Origin of the sequence: Quyinboa mangrovi (assembly GCF_042219825.1) — a bacterium.
Taxonomy (GTDB): Bacteria; Bacteroidota; Bacteroidia; order Bacteroidales; family UBA5342; genus JBHJHP01.
On the sequence record NZ_JBHJHQ010000003.1, the window covers coordinates 254,376 to 277,046 of the forward strand.

Consider the following 22,671-nt stretch of genomic DNA (forward strand, 5'->3'; position numbering starts at 1 on the left):
TTGCAAATAAATTAGGGCACGATAAATATGTTAAACTGATTCGAATAATATTTGCCAATAAATATGCCATATTCATTTCCAAAATTATTTTTTGGCTGATCCCGGGTTTAAATTTTGAAAGTCTGGAGATATATCCTAAAATGAAAAAATTCAGACGTAAACATTTAAATTCGGTTTTGAGAATTCTAAATCCAGAGAAAGCAATAGTTGAATCCGTAAAAGATCAATTTAACACTATCAGGTCGCAATTTGATAATATTATTGGGATACATGTCAGACGTGGTGATTACAAGGATTTTAATGACGGAAAATACTATTACTCAGTTGAAGAGTATGAAGGAATTATAAATAAAGTTAATCTACAGTTTAAAGACACTAAAAATATTTTTTTTATAGCAAGTAATGAAAAAATTGAATTCAACGATGTTACCGGTAAAAAATGTTTTAATATTGAAAACAGCAATATGGCTCAGGACATTATTGGCCTCAGTTTATGTGACTACATTTTAGGTCCGCCTTCCACGTATTCTGCATGGGCATCTCTTTATCATCATGTTCCCTTGTACTTTATTGAGGAAATCATTAGCCCTATTAAAAAAAGCAATTTTTTTCATATCGAAGAAAAATGGATGTAGATTTTTTACGGTTTACATTCATAACCACTCAATATAGAATTATATCCCTATTTAATTAATGAAAACATCAAGTAGAATTATTTCCAATACAGGATTCTTGTATGCCAGAATGGCAATTACAATTTTCATATCCCTCTATTCCACCAGATTAATCCTCGCCGCTCTTGGGGTGGAAGAATATGGTGTATTTACCGTCGTAGGAGGTGCCATAGCAATGTTGACTTTTCTGAACAATGCTATGACTTCTGCAACTCAAAGATTTATATCTTATGCTGAAGGAGAGGGTGATGAAAAAAAACAGAAAGCAATATTCAATGTGAGTATTGTTTATCATTTTATCATCGGATTGATTATTGTTCTGATATTGGAAGGCTCAGGATATTTTTTATTTAAATATATCTTGAACATTGATCCGTTATATATTAAATCAGCAAAGTACATTTATCAATTTTTGATTGTAAGTACTTTTTTTAGAATAATTTCAGTTCCTTATACCGCAATAATAAATGCACATGAGAACATGCTACTTGTTTCAATTCTGGGAATTGTTGAGGCATTAATTAAACTTGGGATTGCAATTTTTATAACTATTTATACAAAAAATCAGTTAATACATTATGGGCTCCTTATGGCAGTTATGGCAATTATATTACTTTTAATAGCTCGTATTTACTGTCACATCAAGTATCCGGAGGTAGACTTTAATATTAAAAAGTACTACAGTGCGTCACTAATGAAAGAAATGTCAAATTTTGCGGGTTGGAGTCTTTTAGGAAATTCAGTAATAATTATTACAAATCATGGCCAGGGAATTATACTAAACATGTTTTTTGGAACTGCTGTTAACGCTGCACAGGGAGTATCGACCCAGATTTCGGGTCAGATTCAGAACTTTTCGGATAATATGATAAAAGCATTGAATCCCGTAATTGTTAAAAGTGAAGGAGCCAAAAATTTTAATTTAAAGTTACAGGCTGTTCTTACCGGTAGTAAAATATCGTATTTTTTGTTTGCAATATTTGCTATACCTGTGATTTTTGAAATGCCTTATATTTTAAACTTATGGCTAAAAAAAGTTCCGGATTATACAATTATTTTTGCAACATTAATACTATTGCAGAATTTAATCTCTCAACCATTCAAACCAATAAATACACTTATTAGTGCAACCGGTAGAATAAAGGGTTACCAAATTGGCAACTCCATTTTAACAAGTTCTGTTTTGCTATTTTCATATCTGATCTTTAAACTTGGTTATCCTCCACAAGGAATGTATGTCATATTTTTGATTTCAGTTTTCATACGTTCTTTTGGTCTGTCTTTATATTATGTAAAAAAACATAGCGAATTCCCTATTAAGCTTTATTTTAAAGAAATAATATTAAGATCTGTGATCGTTACAATTATTCCAATAATAATAATATTATTCCCTTTTTATTACTTTGATCAGGGTTTATTTAGATTAGTATTAACAGTTTTATTATATATGCTTTCATTTATCAGCTTTGCCTACTTTTTAGGCTTAAATAAAAAAGAGAGAGCAATAATTTCTGAAATGATAACTACAGTAAAGAGAAAATTCTTAAAACATAAAACATGAAAAAGAAAATAATCTTTATAGTTTGTCCTGGAAGAAGTGGTTCAACTGTATTTTCAAAATTCATTAATACGCATAGTAAGGTGTTTTCATTGTGTGAACCTCACTATTTTGATAAAAAAATAAAGGAAGAAGAAGAAGATAAGTATTGTTCCTGTGAAAAAACTTATACACAATGTAACTTTTGGAAAAATGTTATTTCCCAAATAGAAAAACAAACACAAGAAATTCAAAAATTTAATACCAGTAAGGTTGCATTTGTTAATGCTAATAAAATTTTAACAATCATAAAATATTTAAATCTTTACTTCTACTATTGGATTGGATTCCCGTATATGTTCAGAAATTATTTCTACCAAATAAAAAACGAGGCTTGTCTACTTAAAACTATTTCAGAACTAAAATCCGAAGAATACCTGGTGGATGCATCAAAAAACTATGTGAGAGCTCTTTTTCTGGAGAAATATCTAAAAAATGAATTTTCTTTTCACTATATTATCCTTATGCGCGATCCTCGCAGCAACGTCTATTCTCAGCTAAAAAAAGATGCTTTAGTTCGCTTTGATGATCAAACAGTTAAAATGAAAAGGATACCAAAGAGTAATATTCAAGCTGCAATTAAAGAATGGAAAAAAATCACAATTAATTATCTTAATCTTAATAAGATATTCAACACACAGGCTGATCTTGTTTTATATGAAGATTTTACACAAAATCCCAAAATGATATTTCAAAAACTTTCTTTGAATTTAGCTTGGGAAAATCAAATGTTGAATTTGAACTCGGCAGAGCATCATCTGCTTGGTGGAAATACATCAAGAATTACCGCGAAGAAAATTTTTAAGGCAAAAGAAGAATGGAAGAAGTTTAATAAAAGTGAACTTCAACTGATAATGAAAGAAACACAAATAGTGTATGATAAATTTAAAAAGACTTTGAGTTGAAAGCTATAGAAGATAGTAATCGAAATCCGAAAAAAAACACATCACATATCTAAAGAAATTATGATATCAAAATTAATAAATAGGGCTTGGTTCTTTCGAAGAATAGGATTTCGCTATTTTTTCAAACGAACTACTTTTAAAGGAGAAAAGGGTGCAAAAATCAACATTGCAAGGAATGTTAAGATCCGGAATTCGACAATCTACATTGGGAAGAACTCTGTTCTGACTATTGAAGAAAACTCTGATATTAAGGATGTTAATTTCATCATTAACGGACATGTTCATATTGGGAAAGGGAATATTATTAATAAAGGAGGAAGTCCCAGCACATTATCAATAATAATTAATGGAACTTTTATAATAGGGGATTTTAATAGGATACAATGTAGAATTTTACTGCGATATAAAGGAGTATTAAAAATCAAAGATTATAATAACATTAATTACCATTCTGAATTACGTGTTGACGAAAAATTAGAAATCGGTAGTTTTAACCAGGTTTCTTACGAAGTTAATATATGGGATACTAATACACATTCTATTTATAAAGCTGATTACAGGAGGGAGCTTGCAATAAAACACTATCCCGTTTTTGGTTATGAATTCGAAAAACCAAAAACTAAACCAGTATTCATAGGCGATGATTGCTGGATAGGACGCAATGTTTCGATTTTGAAAGGGAGTTATATTTCAAACAGATGTATTATTGGATATCAAACAACCATATCAAATGAAAAAATTAACCCGAACACAACTGTTGTTCCTAAAATACAAAATGAATACATTAAAAACGATATATAATGATATCTGTTGTTATTCCTTTATATAATAAAGCCCATACAATAACCCGAACCCTAGGATCGGTACTTAAACAATCATACTCTGACTTTGAAGTAATAATAATTGATGACGGTTCAACTGATAATGGTGTTGAAGTCATTAAAGAATATACTGATGACGCCAGAGTTAAGATACATTCTCAAAATAATAAAGGTGTTAGTGCAGCCCGCAACCTTGGCGTCGACATGGCAATACATGATTACATTGCTTTTTTAGATGGCGATGATGAATGGCTCCCTGACTATTTACTAAAAATGTCAGAAACAATTCATAAATTCCCGGAAGCCGGAATGATTTGTTGTGCGGGTATTGTAAAGGATAACCAGGGTGAACATCTAAGACTGGCAGACAAATACCAGTCGCAGCAAACAGCAATTGATTATTTCGAGAATCCCCATGTTTTTACGCATACAAGTGCAACAATTGTAAGAAAAGATGCATTTTTAAAAACAAGCGGTTTTCCGGTCGGGATGAAAAGAAATCAGGATTTCGCATTGTTTTTCTCAATTGGACTACAGGGGAAGGTTGCCTATTGCGGTATACCTCTTAGCGTTTACGTTGGAGAAGTTGAAGGTCAAACGACAAATACTCCTGTGGAGAAAGTAATTGATCATATCATAAACCGGTTCAATTATGTACAAAACGAATCAAAAAAATATCCTGAGAACCCAACATATATTATATTCACTAAATATGAAATAAGGCATTATATCTTAAGTTTTGTCAGACAACAGAAATACCCAATTTTAAATACGTTTATAAATAATCTTTCTGATGATATTATTGCCTACTTTAGGGCTTTTGAACTAAAAATTTACCAAACGGAAAAATTGAAATATCTCGCTGTTTTCCTTTTACTCATCGGTAAATTCAGATGGAGAATGAAAGGCTATCCAAGGGTTAAATAAAATGAATATTATAACCAAAATAAGAAAAAAGATTTGGAGTAAGATTGTATCTTTCACCAAATTCAAACCATACTACAAACTTATATATTGTTCCTACTGGCACAGTGTGTTTCATTCAAAAGGGAACAATCCTAACAATTATTTTTCCGCCGTGCCAAATCAGGGAGCCGGCATTGGTCATCAAATGGCTAATTGGATTGCCGGGTATTGGTTTGCAAAGCAATTTAGTCTTAGCTTCGCGCATATTCCTTTTTCTTCAGACAAATGGGAAAAGTTTCTAGGTTTCAGTGAAAACGAAGTTCAGGTATCAGATTTGTTAAAAAAAGGGTTCAAAAAGATTCGGTTACCTCTGTTTGATGAGAATAACACAACGCATCTTGATATGATTAAGGCAATTATCTCATCTTATCAAAATAAGAAAGCTGTATTTGTTTGTGAACAGGATCAGTTTTACGCCAGGCAGTTTGAGATTATAAATGATATTCAATACAAATTTTATCACGCTACTTCAAGAAAAGATGACAGACTAATATTCAAAAAAGATAATTTCAACATAGCAATACATGTTCGACGGGGTGATATCGTGAAAGGCATGAACAAGGGCATCGAAAATCATAAAATGCGTTGGCAGACTACCGATTACTTCTACAAAATATTAGATATGACATTAAGCTCCTTAAAAAGTAAGCGCCCAATTCATGTGTATTTGTTTTCACAAGGAGACGAAAATGAATTTAAGGAGTTCCAATCTATTAAAAACATTCATTTTTGTCTTGAAATGTCTGCAACAGATTCTTTTCTACACATGGTCTATGCAGATTTGTTAATTACCAGTAAAAGTTCGTTTTCTTATAAACCTGCGTTACTATCTAATGGCATCAAAATTTGTCCTGAAAATTTCTGGCATGGTTATCCTGAAAGTGACTCATGGATTTTGGCAAATGACTATGGAGAGTTCAATTCTGATCAGTTGAATAAAATTTTAAACTAAGAATATATGATTAATCCTGCTTTAAAATTTGGGTTAAAAACCACAAGAAAAATATATTCCACAATCCAGCACGGCAATACAATGAGTGGAAGAAATTGGAAAATGTTTTCCAACAAAACATATGCCAATGACTTAATTTACAACATGATACTATCCGAAAAACCCTGTATGATAGCACGTTTCGGTTCAACAGAAATGTTAAATCTCGTAAATTATATTGGTGTGAAACATAAGGCCCGGTTTAAAAATTATAAGACGTATATTAAAGGACAAACGCCGCCATGGTGGTGGGAACAATCTAATATTGATCAGTTGCAGAACTGGTCAGGCTTTTTCCCTGCAGAAATTTCTAAAGTTGAACAATTCTGCGAGTTGATGTTTAATGACGTCCATGAAGTGGATCTATTAGGATCATGGCTTTTAACAGAAAAATATTTTGACGATTATCTGAAAAATGCCAAAAAGGTAGTACTTGAAGATATTGAGCCCTTCTTTGCTCCAAATCCATGGACAAAGGCGCTAAAAGGAAAAAAAGTTTTAATAGTTCACCCTTTTGCAAAAACCATTGAACAACAATACAAAAAAAGACAGTTGTTGTTCGAAAATGATTTACTTCCTGATTTTGAGATCAGGACAGTAAAAGCTGTTCAAAGTATTGCTGGTGTAAAAACAGAATTTGCAGACTGGTTTGAAGCTTTGGAATCAATGAAAAGGCAAATTGATGCGATTGATTATGACATTTGTATCATCGGTGCCGGGGCATATGGATTTCCTCTTGCAGCGCATGTGAAAAGAAGCGGAAAAAAAGCCATCCATATGGCTGGTGTTACACAACTTTTATTTGGGATAATAGGGAACCGGTGGGAAAATTATATTGTCTGGCCATATACGAATCTTTTTAATGAACATTGGGTGAGACCCGGAGATACAGAAAAACCTGTTGGAGCGAATAAGGTGGAAGGTGCGTGTTACTGGTAGTAAAAATTAATGATTATGAAGAACAGATTATATTTATTCATCCTATTGCCACTGGGCTTTATTAAAAAACTTTCCGATTTAACCAAATCAGGGACAAGAGATATTACGAATAAAATCAGATTTAAAGGTGCAAAAATTGATAGCTCATGTTCAATTGACAGTAAAACAGTTATTCATTCAAATGCACACATTTTGGGCAATTCAATCATTAACAATTGTAGTATATCTTCATATAGTTATATTGGGAGAAATTGTTTGGTACAAAATACAAAAATTGGTAAGTTTTGTTCCATTGCTAACGACGTATTCATTGGACTTGGGACCCATCCGACTGACTATTTTTCCACATCACCTCTTTTATACCGAAAAAAAAATACATTTGGATTATCATTGGTTGATGAAGATAAAGCTTTTGATGAGTATCGTGAGATTGAAATTGAAAATGATGTTTGGATTGGAGCAAGGGCAATAATTCTCGATGGTGTAAAAATTGGAAACGGAGCCATCGTAGCTTCCAACTCTGTGGTGACAAAAGACGTGCCGCCATATGCCATAGTTGGAGGTGTCCCCGCAAAAGTTTTAAAGTTCAGGTTTGACGTTGAAAAAATCGATGAACTAAATGCGATGCAATGGTGGAATTGGGACCTCAATACAATCAAAGACAAAATGATAAATGAAAATTCTGCTAAGGCATGAAACATATAATAATTTATTTTTACAGAGCATTCCGAAGAATCCGGTTCAAAATACTTACTCCGGTTTTTAATTTTTACTCCAAACTTTTATTGGTATTAAATGGCGTGAGTTACGGAAAAGGTATATTGATTAAAGGACCTATTAAAGTAACTGTTACCCGAAAAGGCAGTCTAAAAATTGGTAACTCTCTCAAATTGAATAGTGGAAATAATTATAACATAATTGGACGTCAGCAAAAGTGTATTTTTTGGATTGACGGGGAATTGTCAATAGGTGATAATGTTGGAATGAGCGGTGTAGCAATTATTTGCAAAGAAAGTATATTAATTGGGAATAATGTTAAAATTGGTGAGAACACGGTAGTATATGATACCGACTTTCACTCTTTAGATCCGGGTATAAGATCTTCGAAGGATGATAAAACCAGTGCAAAGAAAAGTCCGGTTACTATTTCAGATAATGTATTTATAGGTGCACATTCTACCATATTAAAAGGAGTTTCCATCGGTCGTAATTCCATAGTTGGAGCATGTTCTGTAGTAACAAAAAGTATACCTGAGAATGAAATATGGGCCGGGAATCCTGCTAAATTGATTAAAAAAATATCAGGAGGACCAAATTAACAGAATTGTTGTACCATAAATAATAATTTAGTTCTCAATTAAATATTAATTCCAAAACAGATTTTCCTTTGACTCATCATGCCCTTAGCTAGCGCAGTTTAATAATGTTAAAATACAGACTTCTGAAAATATTACCCTTCGTAATGATTATTGTTGCAATAATCTCGGTACAGCCATACACCACTTTAAAACTGGGTAATACCACAATTTGGTGGCTTGTTGAAACAGGGATACTCCTCATGCTCTGGTATGGAAAATCTGTGTTTTTCGACCGTTCTCAGAGCAAAAGCATGTTTTTTATACAGTTATACCTGTTCTGGAACGTATTCAGCTTTTTCCATGGTATCTATATGGCTGAAATATACTGGGACGTTAAAGCACTCCTTAACAATACGTTTGCTTTGCTACTTCCTTTATTTGCATATTTAGGGACTAATATTAAAATTAATCAGATATTATTATCAAAATATTTAAAAATCGGCATCCCAATATTTTTCCTCTATCTTCCTTTTATATCCCCAAGTGCTTATGGAGATTATCTTGCCCCCTTTAGTCTACTGGCACTTTTTATTCCTGGAATAACTATGAGAGATCGCGGAATAATTGCTGTATTCGCATTCCTGGTTTCACTGTCTCTTGGCGCCAGAAGTGAAATCATTAAATTATTTCTTGCCATTATTCTATCGTTTATTTATTATTTCAGACAAATAAACTTAAAGTTCATTTTTGCATTTTTTCGCCTTATACTCCTTTTTGCACCTGTTATCTTGCTTGCACTCGCCCTTTCTGGAATATTTAATCCTTTTGCCATGAACGAATATATTAAGGGAGATTACGAAACTATATCCAAAAATAAGGAAGGTAAGGAAGTTAAAGAAAATTTGACAGCTGATACGAGAACAGCCATATACCTTGAGGTCTTGCTTTCAGCAAAAAAACATAACAGCTGGTGGATAGGCAGGAGCCCGGCCCGGGGAAATGATACTGAAATATTCGGGAATGTAATGGAAAAAATTACAGGGAGACGCGAAAGAAATAGTAATGAAGTTTCCATTTTAAATATTTTTACATGGACGGGGATAATTGGTGTGTTTATATATTTCCTTGTATTTTTTAGAGCTACATACCTCGCCATACATAAATCCAGTAATATTTTCAGTAAAATTCTTGGCCTGTATATCGCATTCAGATGGGCGTATGCATGGGTGGAAGAATTTAATGTATTCAATCTGAACTATTTAACCTTGTGGATGATGATCGGGCTTTGTATGTCACAATCTTTCAGAGCAATGAACAATGAAGATGTCAAAATTTGGATACGCGGCGTTTTTGACAGACGTTACAGATTCTTAGTGGAAAAATAAAGGTCCGAACAATCAAGTTTTATTGAAAAATTTAATCTTTTAATACCATGAATGATACATTTGTTTTTCAAACCGATTCAATAGTTACAAAAAAGATATATGATAATAATTCAAACTACTTAGTTGACAAAAGTGCTAATCCTCAAAATCGTTCTGAGAGGTACTGTATACTTTATTTCAGCAGCAACGATATATATTACCCCAACACAGAAGAAGCATTTCTCAGCCAACTGGTTAAAAAAGACCGGTATGAATGGTATAAGCTCAGAATTAATAAGGGATCCAAACATATTTTTATCAGGGATATAAAGAAGCAGTGGTATCTCGAAGGCATCAATAAAGAAACAGATTCTATAGAGAAAGTTCTGGAGTTATTAAAAAAAGAGACCAAAGGTTATCGCATTATTACAATGGGAAGTTCAGCAGGAGGCTTTGCAGCCGTTCTATTTGGTTCTATGCTTGATGCGGAAACGATATTGACATTTAACGGGCAGTTTTTTATCAGTGATTTATTAAATACGTCATCAGAATCCATAAATCCTACGGTTTTCAGGCAACAGAATAATCCTGAAATAAATAAATATTATAGTTTAAGGTCATTTATAAAATCACCAGAACGAGTATATTATTTCTATTCGGACCGAAGTAAGTGGGATATCAATCAGCATAACCACGTAAGAGATCTGGGCTTAAATGTTATCCCGTTTCGAACCAGCCACCATGGTATCCCTTTCCTGAAATCGAATTTAAAATATGTTCTTAATCTTGGCACCGAACAGCTGAATAAAATGGTTAATCATGTGCAACATCCAATTTTGTTTTCATTTAAAGTTGAGGGGATTTTCGGAACAGTATCCAGTATTCTTCAGCAAACAAAAAAAGTGCTGATACGTAAATTATTTAATAAAATGTAGACGCTATTAGGATCATGAATTATACTTTGTCGGTATCAGAAATCAAATTAACATTTGAAGAAATGAAATCAGTGAACACAATTGCAATATTATTAACCTGTTACAACAGACGTGAAAAAACTTTAACATGTCTTACATCTTTGTATGCAGTACCCTTTTCAAATTCATATAAATTTGAAGTTTTTCTTGTAGACGACGGCTCTACAGATGGTACCGGTGAAGCCGTAAAAAACATGTTCCCTGATGTAAATGTCATACAGGGAAATGGTCACCTATACTGGAACAGAGGAATGCACTTAGCCTGGGAAACTGCTGCGAACAAGGAGGATTTTGATTATTTTCTCTGGTTGAATGATGATGTGGAACTATTTAATAATGCAATCCCTGAGATGCTGGAAACTTCAGTGAAAGAACCTGAAGCCATAATATCCGGGACCATGGTTTCTAAACTGACAAACCAAATTACTTACGGTGGGTTTAATGACAGGGACCAGCTTTTGCAACCTAATGGGTGTCCTCAGGTATGTAAGAAATTTCATGGGAATCTGGTATTAATTCCACGAAACGTTTATAATAAGGTGGGGAATCTTGATCCGAAATACCCTCATGCCATTGGAGATTTTGATTATGCATTAAGGGCTAATAGAAATGGAATTAAAAGTTTGATTGCACCAACTGCTTCCGGAATTTGTGAAGTTCATGAAAAACTTCCGGATTGGTGTCTGCCGGAGATTCCTCTTAAGAAAAGATTCCGAACACTTTACTCACCGTTAGGGAACAGTCATCCCCGTTACTTTTTTTACTTTGAAAAAAAGCACTATGGAATCTTAGTTGCTTTTAAGCATCTCGTCACAATACATACAAGAGCATTGTTCCCAAAGCTATGGAAATGAGAAGATTACTTGTATTACATCCGGCTCTGGCACCATACCGTATAGATTTGTTTAATGCACTCCATGAAAGTTTTAATGCAATATTCTATTTTTACACGAAACAGGTTTCATCACAAAACTTTAACCAGAACAGGTTAATACACCTACTAAATTTTGCACCAAAATTCTTAAAATACGGAATTCCCCTGGGATATCGGGACAGAGTCATACGCTTTGGGATTCTTCATAAAATATTAAAATACAAACCTGAAATTATTTTATGCTCTGAGTACAGCATTACCACCTTCAAAAGTATTCTATACACTAAAATGTTCATGAGGAAGACTAAAGTTTACACGTTGTGCGACGATAGTCTTCAAATTGCGAAAGACACCAACGGTATTCGTAAACTAGCCCGGGCTATTATTATTAGGTGGATTGACGGTGTAATTTTGTGTAATAATGCAGTGGAATCGTGGTATAAAAAAACATTCCCAAAAATAAAAACCGTTACTTTCCCAATTATTCAGGATGAAGTCAGATTAAGAAAAGATTTGTTTAGAGCGATTGATTCGACTACAATGGACATGAGGTTTAAAGAATTAGAAGCTTATACGATTTTTCTGTATGTTGGAAGATTTGCTCCGGAAAAAAATCTTATCTTCTTGATTCATGCCTTTTCAGAATATTTAAACGTGGCAGATCAGGCGTCTAAATTAATTTTAATTGGAGACGGTGAACTACGCGAGGAATTAGTTCGTTTAACTAAAAAAATAAATGTGTCGGAAAGCATTATATTCCCAGGAAGGTTTGAAGCTGAAGAACTTTATAGATGGTATCATGTTGCGGATGCATTGATACTCCCAAGTATATATGAACCTTTTGGCGCGGTAGTTAATGAGGCTTTGATTTTTGAGGATCAGGTAATTTGCTCTGAGGTTGCCGGAGCAACATGTTTAATAAATGCTGACAATGGATTTGTATTTAATCCACACGACAAAAATGAATTGATAAATATATTAGTTAAACTGAAAAAAAAATCAAAAAACGGACAACATTTAATGGCCTTTAATTTCAGCGAAAAAATAGCAGAGCTTTTAAAATTTTTAAATTCCTAAATCCTATATTAAATTAAACCATTACAACATTTTGAAACCAAATATCTTATTTCTAATTCATTTTCCACCTCCCATTCACGGATCATCCATGGTAGGATTATCAATAAAGGAAAGCAGACTTATCAACAGTAATTTTAATTGTACATACATCGACCTGATGGCATCAAAGAACATGAATGAATCAGGTAAAGTAACGCTAAGAAAGATTTATTACTCTATTACTGTTATATATAAACTGTTAAAAGAAATTCTCAGAAACAAACCAGATTTATGTTATATCGCTTTAACCACAACCGGAGCAGCACTTATCAGGGATCTGATTATCATAAGCTTACTTCGGATTCTTAATATAAAAAGAGTCTATCATTTACACAATAAAGGCGTTTACACCAATAGTAAAAACGCAATTAAACGAACTATATATAAAAGTATCTTCAAAGATGCTTACACCATTCTGTTATCGAAGAATTTATACCAGGATATATCCGATTATATTGATTTTAAAAAGGTTTTTATTTGTCCAAATGGAATAAAGGAGTTTTGCCCTCCAGTTAGTAAAGGTTCTGGCACGATACCGAATATCCTGTTTCTTTCTAATTTAATTGAAGCCAAAGGTGTTTATATCTTGATAGAGGCTTGTAAAGTATTAGCTCAAAAAAATATTGCATTCACCTGCACACTGGCAGGGGCAGAGGGTGATGTTACAAAAAAAATATTGGATCGAATGATTCAAAAACATGGTTTATCTGATAAAATAGAATATGTCGGTTTAAAGGTTGGAGAAGAAAAATCGGAACTATTTTTAACAGCTGATATTTTTACCTTACCAACGTATTATTCAAGTGAATGTTTCCCTCTTGTTCTGTTAGAAGCGATGCAATCCAAATTACCGATAATTTCTACTTACGAAGGAGGCATTCCCGATATTATTGATGATGGAATTACCGGCTTTTTAGTTCCGCAAAAGAATGTTGATTTACTGGCACAAAAATTAGAACTGCTAATAAACAATGAATCGTTAAGAACTGAAATGGGTGAAGCCGGATTAGAGAAATATAAAGGCTCGTTTACCTTTGATACTTTTGAGTCCAGTCTTAGTAAAATTCTTACCTTACTTTCCAAATAAACTTTAAATTTAATTTTAACTACTCTCAGAACTGAATAAACAAAATATTTAATCTTATCCTCACTTTTTAAAAGTATCTGATAATGGATTTGAACAACTGGTATAATAGAAATATAACTTAAAATGAATAGTACAGAAAAGCCAAAAGCAATTATATTTTATACTTATTTGCCTCCCTGGCGCATTGATGTATTCAACGAAATGGCAAAGTATTATGATCTTACTATTCTTTTTTTAAATGCAAATAGTGATGGTTTTGTTTATAACAGAAAACAACTGCTGGACCTTTTGGAAGCTAAGTATAAATTTATTGATAATGGTTTTAAAATAGGAACTAAACCTTTCCGCTTTGGGTTAATTAAAATAATCAGATCAATACAACCGGAAGTTATCTTTTCTCATGAATATTCTCCTGCCAGCGTCCTATTATCTACACTTTTAAAGCTCAAAGTATTTACCTTTAAATTGGTTATTACTACTTCTGACAATATTCAAATGGCTAAAGAGGTTAAAAGTATAAAGGCACTAATGAGAAAGTATATTTTATCACAGTCCCTCGGCATTATTGTTTATAGTAAGGAGGTTCAAGACTGGTATATCCATAAGTTCCCCAAACTTAAAGTAAGTGTTTGCCCAAATATTCAGAATCCGGAATCTTTACTGAAATACCAAAATAAATTTGAGGAACTCATGTATCAATACCGGCAAAAGTTTTCTCTTAACATACAGGATCGAATCATACTTTATACCGGGAGATTGGTGCATGTTAAAGGGCTGGATCTGCTTATTAATGCATTCTCAAAAGTTAGTTGTGACAATTGCAAACTTTTATTAATAGGGGATGGTAAGGAAAAAGAACGTTTGGAAGAATTGGCTGAAAACTTAAATATGAACGAAAAAGTCATCTTTGCAGGTTATTATAGTGGCGCTGAATTATATGCGTGGTACAGATTAGCCCAATTCTTCGTCTTACCGAGTCGGTATGAACCTTTCGGTGCTGTTGTGAATGAAGCATTGGTTTATGGTTGTCCTGTCATTGCAAGTAAATACATCGGAGCTTTGGACTTTATTAAAGATGGAGACAACGGACTGATATTTGACCCCTTAAATGAACAAAACTTCGTTGATACATTGGATTTGGCATTAAAAAAGTTTGAACTTGCAGATAAAAAAGCTAAAAACCTTATGGTACATTCTTTTGAAGAATATGTCTATGTTTTTAAAGAGATTATAGAAAATGAAAATTGATTATTCAAATATGCCCAAGGGGCAAAATAAAAGTATTTTCAAAATTAAGTACTTGTTAAACTATTTAAGGACTTGGGTTCTACTTAATTTAAAATATCCATGGGTTAACTATAATGGATTTGTAAGAATAATGCGGTTTACAGGTTTTGCAAAACGTAAAATAAGTATTGGTCATAACGTACAGTTTGGGAAATATTGTAGTATCGCTGCAGATGTAGTATTCGGCAATAATATATTAGTAGCAAGCAGGGTTGCCTTTGTCGGGAAACAGGATCATCTTACAGATTTACCAGGTCAAACAATTTGGAGCTCGCCAAGAGGGAAAGATTCCATGACTATTGTGGAAGATGATGTATGGATTGGCACTGGAGCAATAATTTTAGCTGGTATAAAAATTAGTAAAGGTTCAGTTGTTGCTGCAGGCTCACTAGTTACTAAGGATATTCCTGAATGTGAGATTTGGGGAGGTATTCCTGCTAAAAAAATTAAAGATCGTTTTAATTCTGAAGAAGATAAGCTACAACATCTTTCTTATCTAAGTAATTACTTAAATGAAAAATAACTTCCCTCATTTACCCAGCAATAATAAATGTACTGGATGCTTAGCATGCACAGATATTTGTAAACATAATGCTTTATCAATATCAAGAATGCATGGCTTACGATTTGTTCAGTTGAGTAAAGATAAATGTACCCAGTGTGGATTATGTGAAAAGGTATGCCCAATAAATAATCCACTTAACCACAACCAGCTACCTGGTATAAAAGCATTTGAAGGATGGATAGAAATAGAACATCTACGGTTAAAATCTGCCAGCGGTGGTGCATTTACTGCTTTCGCACGGGAAATTATAAATAAAAGTGGTTTTGCAATTGGAGCAATGTTTTGGAATAATGAAGTTTATCATAAGGATATAAACAGTTTTAATGAATTAAATAGGTTGCAAAATAGTAAATACTTACAAAGCAATACTTCTGGTATATTTAATAAAACCCAAACACTCCTAAATACTGGAGCATGGGTATTATTTTCAGGTACGTCATGCCAAGTTGCAGGTCTAAATAATTTCCTAAACGTAAAATCCATTAATACAGAAAAGCTTATCACAGTAGATCTACTATGTCATGGAGTGCCAAGTGATGAAGCATTAACTTACCACTTAAAAAAATATAAGGATGCTCAAATTGTATCTTTTAGAGATAAAACGGAAGGATGGTGGGGAATAAAATCACAAAATACAACGATCCAGTTTCAAAAAGGAAAGATTTTAACTAAAAGATTTGATCGTAGAACTGATTTGTTTTACCGGGATTTTTTGACAGGCCTTTCTTCCAGAACAAGCTGCTGTAATTGCAAATTTTCAACTTTACCACGTTATGCAGACATAACGATTGGAGACTTTTGGGGGACTAGCAGTAAATATGAAGACCAATTTAAAGGGGTGTCTGTAATTTTTGCAAATAATAAAAAAGGGGCTGATTTTATAACCTCAGTTAAAGATCTTTATTTGGGAGATATCAGTTTAAATGATGCGATGAAATCAAATCCGAGGGTCTATACGGGTTTTACATTTATAAAATACCATCCTTTAATATTATTCAGACATCTTATGCATAAAGTTTTACCTTATGAAGTATTCCATTCCATTTTAATTAATAAAATGCCTTGGAGGCTTATTTGGGGATTTTATCGACTCTTAACTAAAATATCTGAAAAAGTATTATTAAAAAAGATTAACATTAAAATTAATAAGGTCACTTAATGAAAAAAATTGGAATTATAACTGTGTCCAAAACTTATAATTTTGGGGCAGAATTGCAGGCCTTTGCGTTACAAAAGAAGCTTTGCTTGATGGGTTATCAGGCTGAAATAATTGATTATCTCTATTTTAAAAACAGTAAATACAAATTTACAAAATCTGCAAAACCTTTATTTAAGTTTTCGAAAACGCAGATTATAAAAGAATATATATTGTATCGCATCCTTTCGCCGGTTTATGACTTAATTATGCCCCAAATATTTCCTCGTTTAAAACGTAAAATGTATAACTTCAATTATTTTAATACTGAAGTTTCGAAGTTTTCAAAAACCTACAAAAGTTTTGATGAATTATATTCAGCACAAATGCCATATGATGTCTATATTGCTGGCAGTGATCAATTATGGAATCCAAATACAGGAACTTCGTTGAAGCCTTATTTTTTAACATTTGCTCCAAATAACAGAAAAAAACTATCATATGCTTCAAGCTTCGGTGTTTCAATGATAAATCCGGAGCAGAACTCAATCTATCGTGAGTTGTTAAATAATCTCGATTTTATCTCTGCGCGCGAAAAACAAGGAGTTAAGCTTGCAGAGATGCTTACTGGCAAAAGAGTAACACAAGTACTTGATCCGACATTATTATTAAACAAAGAAGACTGGAGCAATTTAGTCTCCCTGAATAATTTCAAATTCAAAAATTATATTTTAATTTACCAATTATCTGATTCTAATACAATAATCAGCTTGGCGAATTTCATTAAAGATAAAACCGGGATGCCTATTTATCGTATAACTAAGAATCCTTTTTTCAATTCCAAAGATGCAAACATAACAAACATAACAGATGCAGGACCTAGAGAATTCATAAGTTACTTTTTAAATGCATCTTTTATTATTACCAATTCATTTCATGGAACAGCATTTTCTGTAAATTTCAAAATACCTTTTACAGCAATATTATCAAAAAAGAGAAAAAATAACTCAAGAATAGAAAGCTTCCTTGAGACAACAAATCTTTATAACAGATTACTTTATGAAGAAGATAATAATAAGTTTAACGAGCTTTCTTTGGTAGTCGACTTTAATAATTCATCTCGTTTGCTGAATGAAGAAATTATCAAGTCAATTGAATTTTTACAAAAATCTATAAATTAATATTAGATGATTAATGTACTGATCAATGCATATGCTTGTTCCCCTAATAAAGGATCTGAACCAGGAATGGCATGGAACTGGATCATAAATATTGCAAAATATTGTAATGTTTATGTTATTACAGAAGGAGAATGGCAGAATGAAATCGAACATGAGTTACAGTATTTAACACAAAAAAATAATATTCATTTCTATTTTAGCCCCGTCTCGCAAAGCATTAGAAATATGTGCTGGAATCAGGGGGACTGGCGTTTCTACTTTTTTTACAGGTCGTGGCAAAAGAAAACACTGAAAATTTCCAGAAGAATTGTTGCCGAACATAAAATTGATATCATCCACCAGCTGAATATGATTGGATTCCGTGAGCCGGGATATTTATACAGGTTAAATAAACCAATCATTTGGGGACCTGTTGATGCGAAAGAAAAATTCCCTGTTGCATATCTCAATGGCGCAACCCCAGGTGAAAAATACTTCATCCACCTGAAAAACATAATTACATATTTCCAACTTAAAACCTGGTGGCGTATTAAAAATGCAGTAAGAAGGTCTACTATAATTTTAACTGCATCTTCACAGTCTGCTAATACCTTTAAAAAGTATTTTAATAAAGATACGCTGATGATCAATGAAACCGGATGTTATGTCACAAATAAAAAACCGGCTTACAAGAATTCTTCCAATGAATTATCGCTTCTATGGGTTGGAAAATTTGATTTTCGGAAACAACTTACTTTGGCGCTCCAATCATTGGCTGAAATCGATAAATCATATCATATTAAGTTGCATATTGTTGGCGGGAAAAGTTCAGAAGAAGACCATTTCAAAACTATTGCAGAAAAACTAAATATATCGGACAAATGTATTTGGCATGGAATAATACCTCATGGTGAAGTGCAGAGTCTCATGCGATCCTCAGATTTACTTTTCTTTACAAGCGTTGCAGAAGGAACCCCCCATGTTGTTCTGGAATCCATTGGGAATGACCTACCTGTACTATGCTTTAATACATGTGGACAGGGAGATGTTGTAAATGATCAAATTGGGATCAAAATTGAACTTTCCAATCCGAAACAATCCCGAATTGATTTTGCTCAACAAATTGCTTTCCTGTATAAAAATCCTGAAATACTGATTAAACTCTCTCAAAATTGTAACACACGTCAATCAGAACTTTCCTGGGAGAAAAAAGCGCAAACAGTATATGACCTTTATAAAAAAATACTACTTTGATATTCGAAAAAGTAATTAGTAAAATACTTACAGCAAGACAGGAAATATTCCGATTTGTTGTAGTCGGAATTATAGCAACAATTCTGCATTACGGGATCTATTATATTCTCTTACAACTACATATTAAAACAAATCTGGCTTATTCTACAGGATATTTCCTAAGTTTTATCGTTAATTATTTTTTAACCGTTTCGTATACATTCAAAACAAAGTCAAGTATCAAGAAAGGGTTAGGATTTGGGATTAGCCATCTTATCAATTATTTGCTACATATCCTTTTTCTTAACTTCTATATTTACATCGGTTTTAAAAATACACTTGCACCAATTCCAGTATATGCAACCGTGGTTCCAATCAATTTTTTATTAATTAGGACTGTCATGAATTCGAAGTAAAGATATTTACCAAATCATACTTAAATGAATGAATATCAACTTAATAACAAGAATAATGAAAAATATAATTCTTAAAGTTTTATTTACTTATATTGGCCTAATCGCTGTATATTTAGTGCTAATGGTATTAGTGCATTCAATACCAACAAGTAAGTTGGATCAAAATATACTCAAATCCACTAAAATTATTCAAAAGGAAGGATTATATCCTAAAATTCTGAATTTTAAGCTTTTTCAACTGGATAATTTTACTGATGTCATGATGTTAAATATCGTAGCATCTGCAGATTCAAAAGAACCATTAAAAGCCGCAATGGACAATTATTATTGGAGATCTGATAACTTTATGAATCTTGCAAATGATACTGAAAAAATTATTAATAATGACAAATCCGGCTTATCAATGATGAGCTATGGAAGATACTGGCAGGGTTATCTAATATTTTTACGCCCAGCTCTATTAATTTTTAGTTATGAACAGATCAGGATACTTCATTTTATTTTACTATTTTCACTCCTGTCTATAGCGAGTATTTTAATATATAAAATTATATCATCAAAAGTTGCTTATGTGTTTCTTATATCATTACTATTTATAAATTTCCCAATTGTTCCTTTGAGCATGCAATTCTCAACGGTCTTCTACATCGCGTTCACAAGTATCATAATATTACTACTCAACAGAGAAACATTTAAACAAGATGATAAGTTCTTCATCCTGTTTTTCAGTATTGGTTCTGTTACAAGCTTTTTAGACTTTTTGACAGCACCGTTGGTTACTTTAGGCCTTCCTCTCACAATTTATATTTTGTCTGGTGAAGAAAAACTAAAAAAGATCATGACCGTCATTAAAGCCTCCATTCTATGGTTTGTTGGGTATGCCTTAACATGGTCCTCGAAATGGATAATTGGTGGATTATTAACAAGGACCGATATATGGAGTAGCGCCATGGAATCAACTGCTAAAAGAACGTCAAATGATTACAGGGGAATGGAAATGACAATAACCAATATTTTTAAATTTATTTGGAAGACAATTGAAGAGATGAATCTCACAACCTACTTTTGGCTTGGAATAATAACAATTATTTTAATATTTATTGTATATTCTATTCTCCTGGTAAGAAATCAAAAAGTCATTCAAAAAAATTTATTCCTTCTTTTAATTGCAGGCATGGTGCCTTTCTGGTATCTTGTACTACGGAATCATTCCATTCAACATGGCTGGTTTACCTGGCGTGCACTGGTTGTTTCTGTATTTGCACTGATACTATTTATCCTCAATACAACGTCTATAAAGAATTTTAAACTTACCTTTTTAAAACTCAGGAAACATGAATGATGCTAAAAAGATTGCAGTTTTGATCCCATGTTACAATGAGAGTCAGACAATCGAAAAAGTAATTACAGATTTTAAAAACGAGCTGCCAGATTCTGTTGTTTATGTTTATGACAATAATTCAACAGATGGTACAGCAGAAATTGCAGCAAAAGCAGGCGCTGTGGTTAAATACGAATATCGTCAGGGAAAAGGTAATGTAATCAGAAGTATGTTTCGGGATATTGATGCTGATTGCTACTTAATGATTGACGGGGACGACACCTATCCTGCGGAACATGCAAAAGTAATGGTTAACCTTGTTCTCAATAAAAGTGTAGATATGGTAATTGGGGACAGATTATCATCAACCTATTTTAAAGAAAATAAAAGGCCATTTCATAATCTGGGTAATAGAACTGTTCGTCTTCTGATTAATAAACTATTTAAGAATAATATCAAAGATATTATGACTGGTTACAGGGCTTTCAGTTATGATTTTGTTAAAAATTTTCCTGTTCTGTCAAAAGGTTTTGAAATAGAAACGGAGATGACAATCCATGCCCTTGATAAGAATTTTCTACTTAAAGAAGTTCATGTTAATTACAGAGACAGACCTGAAGGGAGTGATTCTAAGCTAAATACATTTATGGATGGTTTTAAAGTCTTAAGAATAATCTTTTATTTATTCAGAGACTACAAACCCTTTTTATTTTTCACCTACCTCGCAATCTTGACTGGGGCAATTTCACTTCTTTTATTTATTCCTATTTTAATTGAGTTTTTAGAGACTGGCTTAGTCCCCCGATTCCCGACATTAATTGTGTCAGGAATAACCGGAATTGTCGCATTATTGTTATGGATATGTGGAATCATCCTGGAAGTCATTGTAAAAAAACATCGCCAGTTATACGAATTATTATTAAAACATAAAGTTCAGGATTTATCTTAAATAATAGCCAATGGACAAAAAACCAGCACCGGTTTGTTTTTTTACTTATAAAAGGCTCTCTGAAACAAAATTAGCCATTGATGCACTTAAAAATAATTATCTGTCTGAGAAAACAGACATTTATATTTATTCCGATGGTCCAAAATATGAAGTTGATTCATCTAAAGTTGATTCGATAAGGGAGTATCTTAAAACCATAACAGGTTTTAAATCTGTTACTATCAACAACTCGGAAACAAATCTTGGATTGGCCGGATCTATCATCAATGGTGTTTCAGATGTTTTGATGAAGTATGAAAGAGTAATTGTGCTTGAGGACGATCTGATTACATCACCTAACTTCTTAAACTTTATGAATCAGGCGCTTGACCGCTATAAGAATCAGGATAATATTCAAACAGTATGTGGCTTTTCAGTTGCAATTGACCATTATTCAGATGATGTATATTTCCAACGCCGACCTTTTTCATGGGGCTGGGCAACCTGGAAAGATTATTGGAACACTTCAATCTTTGATAAAAAAGAAATTAAAGAGCAACTTCAAAATAACATTTCACTTATTGATGGTTTTAAACATTTTTGTGGAGATAATCTGGGGAAAATGTTACTGGGTTCTTTAGACAATAAAAATGATTCCTGGTTTGTAAGATGGGCTTTCAATCAGTTTCTTGAAAAGAGGTATTCCGTAATCCCTTCAAAATCACTTATCCGTAACATTGGATTCGGAATTGATGGAACGCACTGTAAAGGTATAAATCCATATACTTCATTTTATGCTGATCCGGAACAAACAAATTTCAACCTGATTCCGTTTTCGGAACCTGATGAAAATTTAACAAAGGATTTTTTACATTACTTTACTTTGCGTCATAAGGTTGCTTTGCGATTAAAATTATTGAAACATAAAGAAGGCAGAGATCTTGTTTTCGATGAAATCAGGCAAAAACTAAATTTGTAAACAGACTGTTATACTAATGCACCTAATCTGATTTTATGAAT

The 22,671-nt window shown here is 32.7% G+C and carries 23 protein-coding genes; all 23 read left to right on the forward strand.

Translation table 11 applies throughout. The features are described from left to right. Nucleotides 1–140: 140 nt before the first annotated feature. The 23 genes from ACE1ET_RS07140 to ACE1ET_RS07250 all read left to right on the forward strand — a co-directional run bounded on the left by ACE1ET_RS07140 (nt 141) and on the right by ACE1ET_RS07250 (nt 22,630). Entirely contained in the window at nt 141–635 is a 495-nt protein-coding gene (locus tag ACE1ET_RS07140) for an alpha-1,2-fucosyltransferase (protein WP_375727690.1), read from the forward strand. Between the two features lie 58 nt (nt 636–693). Beyond that, nucleotides 694–2,235 (forward strand): MATE family efflux transporter, encoded by a 1,542-nt coding sequence (locus ACE1ET_RS07145; RefSeq protein WP_375727691.1) that lies wholly within the window; start codon nt 694–696, stop codon nt 2,233–2,235. Further along, nucleotides 2,232–3,176: a sulfotransferase gene (locus tag ACE1ET_RS07150; protein WP_375727692.1), complete on the forward strand. Its 945-nt coding sequence runs from the start codon at nt 2,232–2,234 to the stop codon at nt 3,174–3,176. Before ACE1ET_RS07145 ends, ACE1ET_RS07150 begins: the two co-directional genes overlap by 4 nt. A gap of 60 nt (nt 3,177–3,236) precedes the next feature. Then, nucleotides 3,237–3,977: an acyltransferase gene (locus ACE1ET_RS07155; protein WP_375727693.1), complete on the forward strand. Its 741-nt coding sequence runs from the start codon at nt 3,237–3,239 to the stop codon at nt 3,975–3,977. Further along, nucleotides 3,977–4,924, forward strand: a complete 948-nt coding sequence (locus ACE1ET_RS07160; protein ID WP_375727694.1) for a glycosyltransferase family 2 protein — start codon at nt 3,977–3,979, stop codon at nt 4,922–4,924. Before ACE1ET_RS07155 ends, ACE1ET_RS07160 begins: the two co-directional genes overlap by 1 nt. A 1-nt stretch (nt 4,925) precedes the next feature. Beyond that, complete coding sequence (locus tag ACE1ET_RS07165; protein ID WP_375727695.1) at nt 4,926–5,915, forward strand: O-fucosyltransferase family protein; 990 nt, start codon at nt 4,926–4,928, stop codon at nt 5,913–5,915. Between the two features lie 6 nt (nt 5,916–5,921). Continuing rightward, nucleotides 5,922–6,893, forward strand: coding sequence for a hypothetical protein (locus tag ACE1ET_RS07170; RefSeq protein WP_375727696.1), 972 nt, complete (start codon nt 5,922–5,924; stop codon nt 6,891–6,893). A gap of 15 nt (nt 6,894–6,908) precedes the next feature. Continuing rightward, complete coding sequence (locus tag ACE1ET_RS07175) at nt 6,909–7,589, forward strand: DapH/DapD/GlmU-related protein (RefSeq protein ID WP_375727697.1); 681 nt, start codon at nt 6,909–6,911, stop codon at nt 7,587–7,589. Continuing rightward, entirely contained in the window at nt 7,586–8,212 is a 627-nt protein-coding gene (locus tag ACE1ET_RS07180; RefSeq protein WP_375727698.1) for an acyltransferase, read from the forward strand. The genes ACE1ET_RS07175 and ACE1ET_RS07180 overlap by 4 nt, the downstream gene beginning before the upstream one ends. Nucleotides 8,213–8,316: 104 nt before the next feature. After that, on the forward strand, nt 8,317–9,576 hold the full coding sequence (locus ACE1ET_RS07185; RefSeq protein ID WP_375727699.1) for a hypothetical protein: 1,260 nt from the start codon (nt 8,317–8,319) through the stop codon (nt 9,574–9,576). A 47-nt stretch (nt 9,577–9,623) separates the two neighbouring features. Then, a complete protein-coding gene (locus ACE1ET_RS07190) occupies nt 9,624–10,490 on the forward strand; it encodes a hypothetical protein (protein ID WP_375727700.1) in 867 nt (288 codons plus the stop codon). Nucleotides 10,491–10,552: 62 nt separating this feature from the next. Beyond that, complete coding sequence (locus ACE1ET_RS07195) at nt 10,553–11,383, forward strand: glycosyltransferase family 2 protein (protein WP_375727701.1); 831 nt, start codon at nt 10,553–10,555, stop codon at nt 11,381–11,383. Then, nucleotides 11,380–12,480, forward strand: a complete 1,101-nt coding sequence (locus tag ACE1ET_RS07200; protein ID WP_375727702.1) for a glycosyltransferase — start codon at nt 11,380–11,382, stop codon at nt 12,478–12,480. The genes ACE1ET_RS07195 and ACE1ET_RS07200 overlap by 4 nt, the downstream gene beginning before the upstream one ends. Before the next feature lie 157 nt (nt 12,481–12,637). Beyond that, entirely contained in the window at nt 12,638–13,606 is a 969-nt protein-coding gene (locus ACE1ET_RS07205; RefSeq protein ID WP_375727703.1) for a glycosyltransferase family 4 protein, read from the forward strand. A gap of 123 nt (nt 13,607–13,729) precedes the next feature. Beyond that, nucleotides 13,730–14,854 carry a glycosyltransferase family 4 protein gene (locus ACE1ET_RS07210; RefSeq protein WP_375727704.1) on the forward strand — a complete coding sequence of 375 codons (1,125 nt, stop codon included), beginning with the start codon at nt 13,730–13,732 and terminating at the stop codon, nt 14,852–14,854. Further along, a complete protein-coding gene (locus ACE1ET_RS07215; RefSeq protein WP_375727705.1) occupies nt 14,844–15,416 on the forward strand; it encodes an acyltransferase in 573 nt (190 codons plus the stop codon). The genes ACE1ET_RS07210 and ACE1ET_RS07215 overlap by 11 nt, the downstream gene beginning before the upstream one ends. Beyond that, nucleotides 15,406–16,617, forward strand: coding sequence for a Coenzyme F420 hydrogenase/dehydrogenase, beta subunit C-terminal domain (locus ACE1ET_RS07220; RefSeq protein ID WP_375727706.1), 1,212 nt, complete (start codon nt 15,406–15,408; stop codon nt 16,615–16,617). Before ACE1ET_RS07215 ends, ACE1ET_RS07220 begins: the two co-directional genes overlap by 11 nt. After that, on the forward strand, nt 16,617–17,774 hold the full coding sequence (locus tag ACE1ET_RS07225; protein ID WP_375727707.1) for a polysaccharide pyruvyl transferase family protein: 1,158 nt from the start codon (nt 16,617–16,619) through the stop codon (nt 17,772–17,774). Before ACE1ET_RS07220 ends, ACE1ET_RS07225 begins: the two co-directional genes overlap by 1 nt. Nucleotides 17,775–17,780: 6 nt before the next feature. Further along, on the forward strand, nt 17,781–19,007 hold the full coding sequence (locus tag ACE1ET_RS07230; protein WP_375727708.1) for a glycosyltransferase family 4 protein: 1,227 nt from the start codon (nt 17,781–17,783) through the stop codon (nt 19,005–19,007). Next, complete coding sequence (locus ACE1ET_RS07235) at nt 19,004–19,402, forward strand: GtrA family protein (RefSeq protein ID WP_375727709.1); 399 nt, start codon at nt 19,004–19,006, stop codon at nt 19,400–19,402. The genes ACE1ET_RS07230 and ACE1ET_RS07235 overlap by 4 nt, the downstream gene beginning before the upstream one ends. Before the next feature lie 55 nt (nt 19,403–19,457). Then, nucleotides 19,458–20,744: a hypothetical protein gene (locus tag ACE1ET_RS07240; RefSeq protein ID WP_375727710.1), complete on the forward strand. Its 1,287-nt coding sequence runs from the start codon at nt 19,458–19,460 to the stop codon at nt 20,742–20,744. Beyond that, nucleotides 20,737–21,672, forward strand: a complete 936-nt coding sequence (locus ACE1ET_RS07245) for a glycosyltransferase family 2 protein (protein WP_375727711.1) — start codon at nt 20,737–20,739, stop codon at nt 21,670–21,672. Before ACE1ET_RS07240 ends, ACE1ET_RS07245 begins: the two co-directional genes overlap by 8 nt. Before the next feature lie 10 nt (nt 21,673–21,682). After that, a complete protein-coding gene (locus ACE1ET_RS07250; protein WP_375727712.1) occupies nt 21,683–22,630 on the forward strand; it encodes a glycosyltransferase family 2 protein in 948 nt (315 codons plus the stop codon). Nucleotides 22,631–22,671 lie beyond the last annotated feature (41 nt).

Excerpts from the sequence above, each read along its gene's own strand:
- ACE1ET_RS07140 (WP_375727690.1), top strand. The coding sequence starts at position 141 with ATGAAAAAATTCAGACGTAAACATTTAAATTCGGTTTTGAGAATTCTA.
- ACE1ET_RS07145 (WP_375727691.1), top strand. The coding sequence starts at position 694 with ATGAAAACATCAAGTAGAATTATTTCCAATACAGGATTCTTGTATGCC.
- ACE1ET_RS07150 (WP_375727692.1), top strand. The coding sequence starts at position 2,232 with ATGAAAAAGAAAATAATCTTTATAGTTTGTCCTGGAAGAAGTGGTTCA.
- ACE1ET_RS07155 (WP_375727693.1), top strand. The coding sequence starts at position 3,237 with ATGATATCAAAATTAATAAATAGGGCTTGGTTCTTTCGAAGAATAGGA.
- ACE1ET_RS07160 (WP_375727694.1), top strand. The coding sequence starts at position 3,977 with ATGATATCTGTTGTTATTCCTTTATATAATAAAGCCCATACAATAACC.
- ACE1ET_RS07165 (WP_375727695.1), top strand. The coding sequence starts at position 4,926 with ATGAATATTATAACCAAAATAAGAAAAAAGATTTGGAGTAAGATTGTA.
- ACE1ET_RS07170 (WP_375727696.1), top strand. The coding sequence starts at position 5,922 with ATGATTAATCCTGCTTTAAAATTTGGGTTAAAAACCACAAGAAAAATA.
- ACE1ET_RS07175 (WP_375727697.1), top strand. The coding sequence starts at position 6,909 with ATGAAGAACAGATTATATTTATTCATCCTATTGCCACTGGGCTTTATT.
- ACE1ET_RS07180 (WP_375727698.1), top strand. The coding sequence starts at position 7,586 with ATGAAACATATAATAATTTATTTTTACAGAGCATTCCGAAGAATCCGG.
- ACE1ET_RS07185 (WP_375727699.1), top strand. The coding sequence starts at position 8,317 with ATGTTAAAATACAGACTTCTGAAAATATTACCCTTCGTAATGATTATT.
- ACE1ET_RS07190 (WP_375727700.1), top strand. The coding sequence starts at position 9,624 with ATGAATGATACATTTGTTTTTCAAACCGATTCAATAGTTACAAAAAAG.
- ACE1ET_RS07195 (WP_375727701.1), top strand. The coding sequence starts at position 10,553 with ATGAAATCAGTGAACACAATTGCAATATTATTAACCTGTTACAACAGA.
- ACE1ET_RS07200 (WP_375727702.1), top strand. The coding sequence starts at position 11,380 with ATGAGAAGATTACTTGTATTACATCCGGCTCTGGCACCATACCGTATA.
- ACE1ET_RS07205 (WP_375727703.1), top strand. The coding sequence starts at position 12,638 with ATGGCATCAAAGAACATGAATGAATCAGGTAAAGTAACGCTAAGAAAG.
- ACE1ET_RS07210 (WP_375727704.1), top strand. The coding sequence starts at position 13,730 with ATGAATAGTACAGAAAAGCCAAAAGCAATTATATTTTATACTTATTTG.
- ACE1ET_RS07215 (WP_375727705.1), top strand. The coding sequence starts at position 14,844 with ATGAAAATTGATTATTCAAATATGCCCAAGGGGCAAAATAAAAGTATT.
- ACE1ET_RS07220 (WP_375727706.1), top strand. The coding sequence starts at position 15,406 with ATGAAAAATAACTTCCCTCATTTACCCAGCAATAATAAATGTACTGGA.
- ACE1ET_RS07225 (WP_375727707.1), top strand. The coding sequence starts at position 16,617 with ATGAAAAAAATTGGAATTATAACTGTGTCCAAAACTTATAATTTTGGG.
- ACE1ET_RS07230 (WP_375727708.1), top strand. The coding sequence starts at position 17,781 with ATGATTAATGTACTGATCAATGCATATGCTTGTTCCCCTAATAAAGGA.
- ACE1ET_RS07240 (WP_375727710.1), top strand. The coding sequence starts at position 19,458 with ATGAAAAATATAATTCTTAAAGTTTTATTTACTTATATTGGCCTAATC.
- ACE1ET_RS07245 (WP_375727711.1), top strand. The coding sequence starts at position 20,737 with ATGAATGATGCTAAAAAGATTGCAGTTTTGATCCCATGTTACAATGAG.
- ACE1ET_RS07250 (WP_375727712.1), top strand. The coding sequence starts at position 21,683 with ATGGACAAAAAACCAGCACCGGTTTGTTTTTTTACTTATAAAAGGCTC.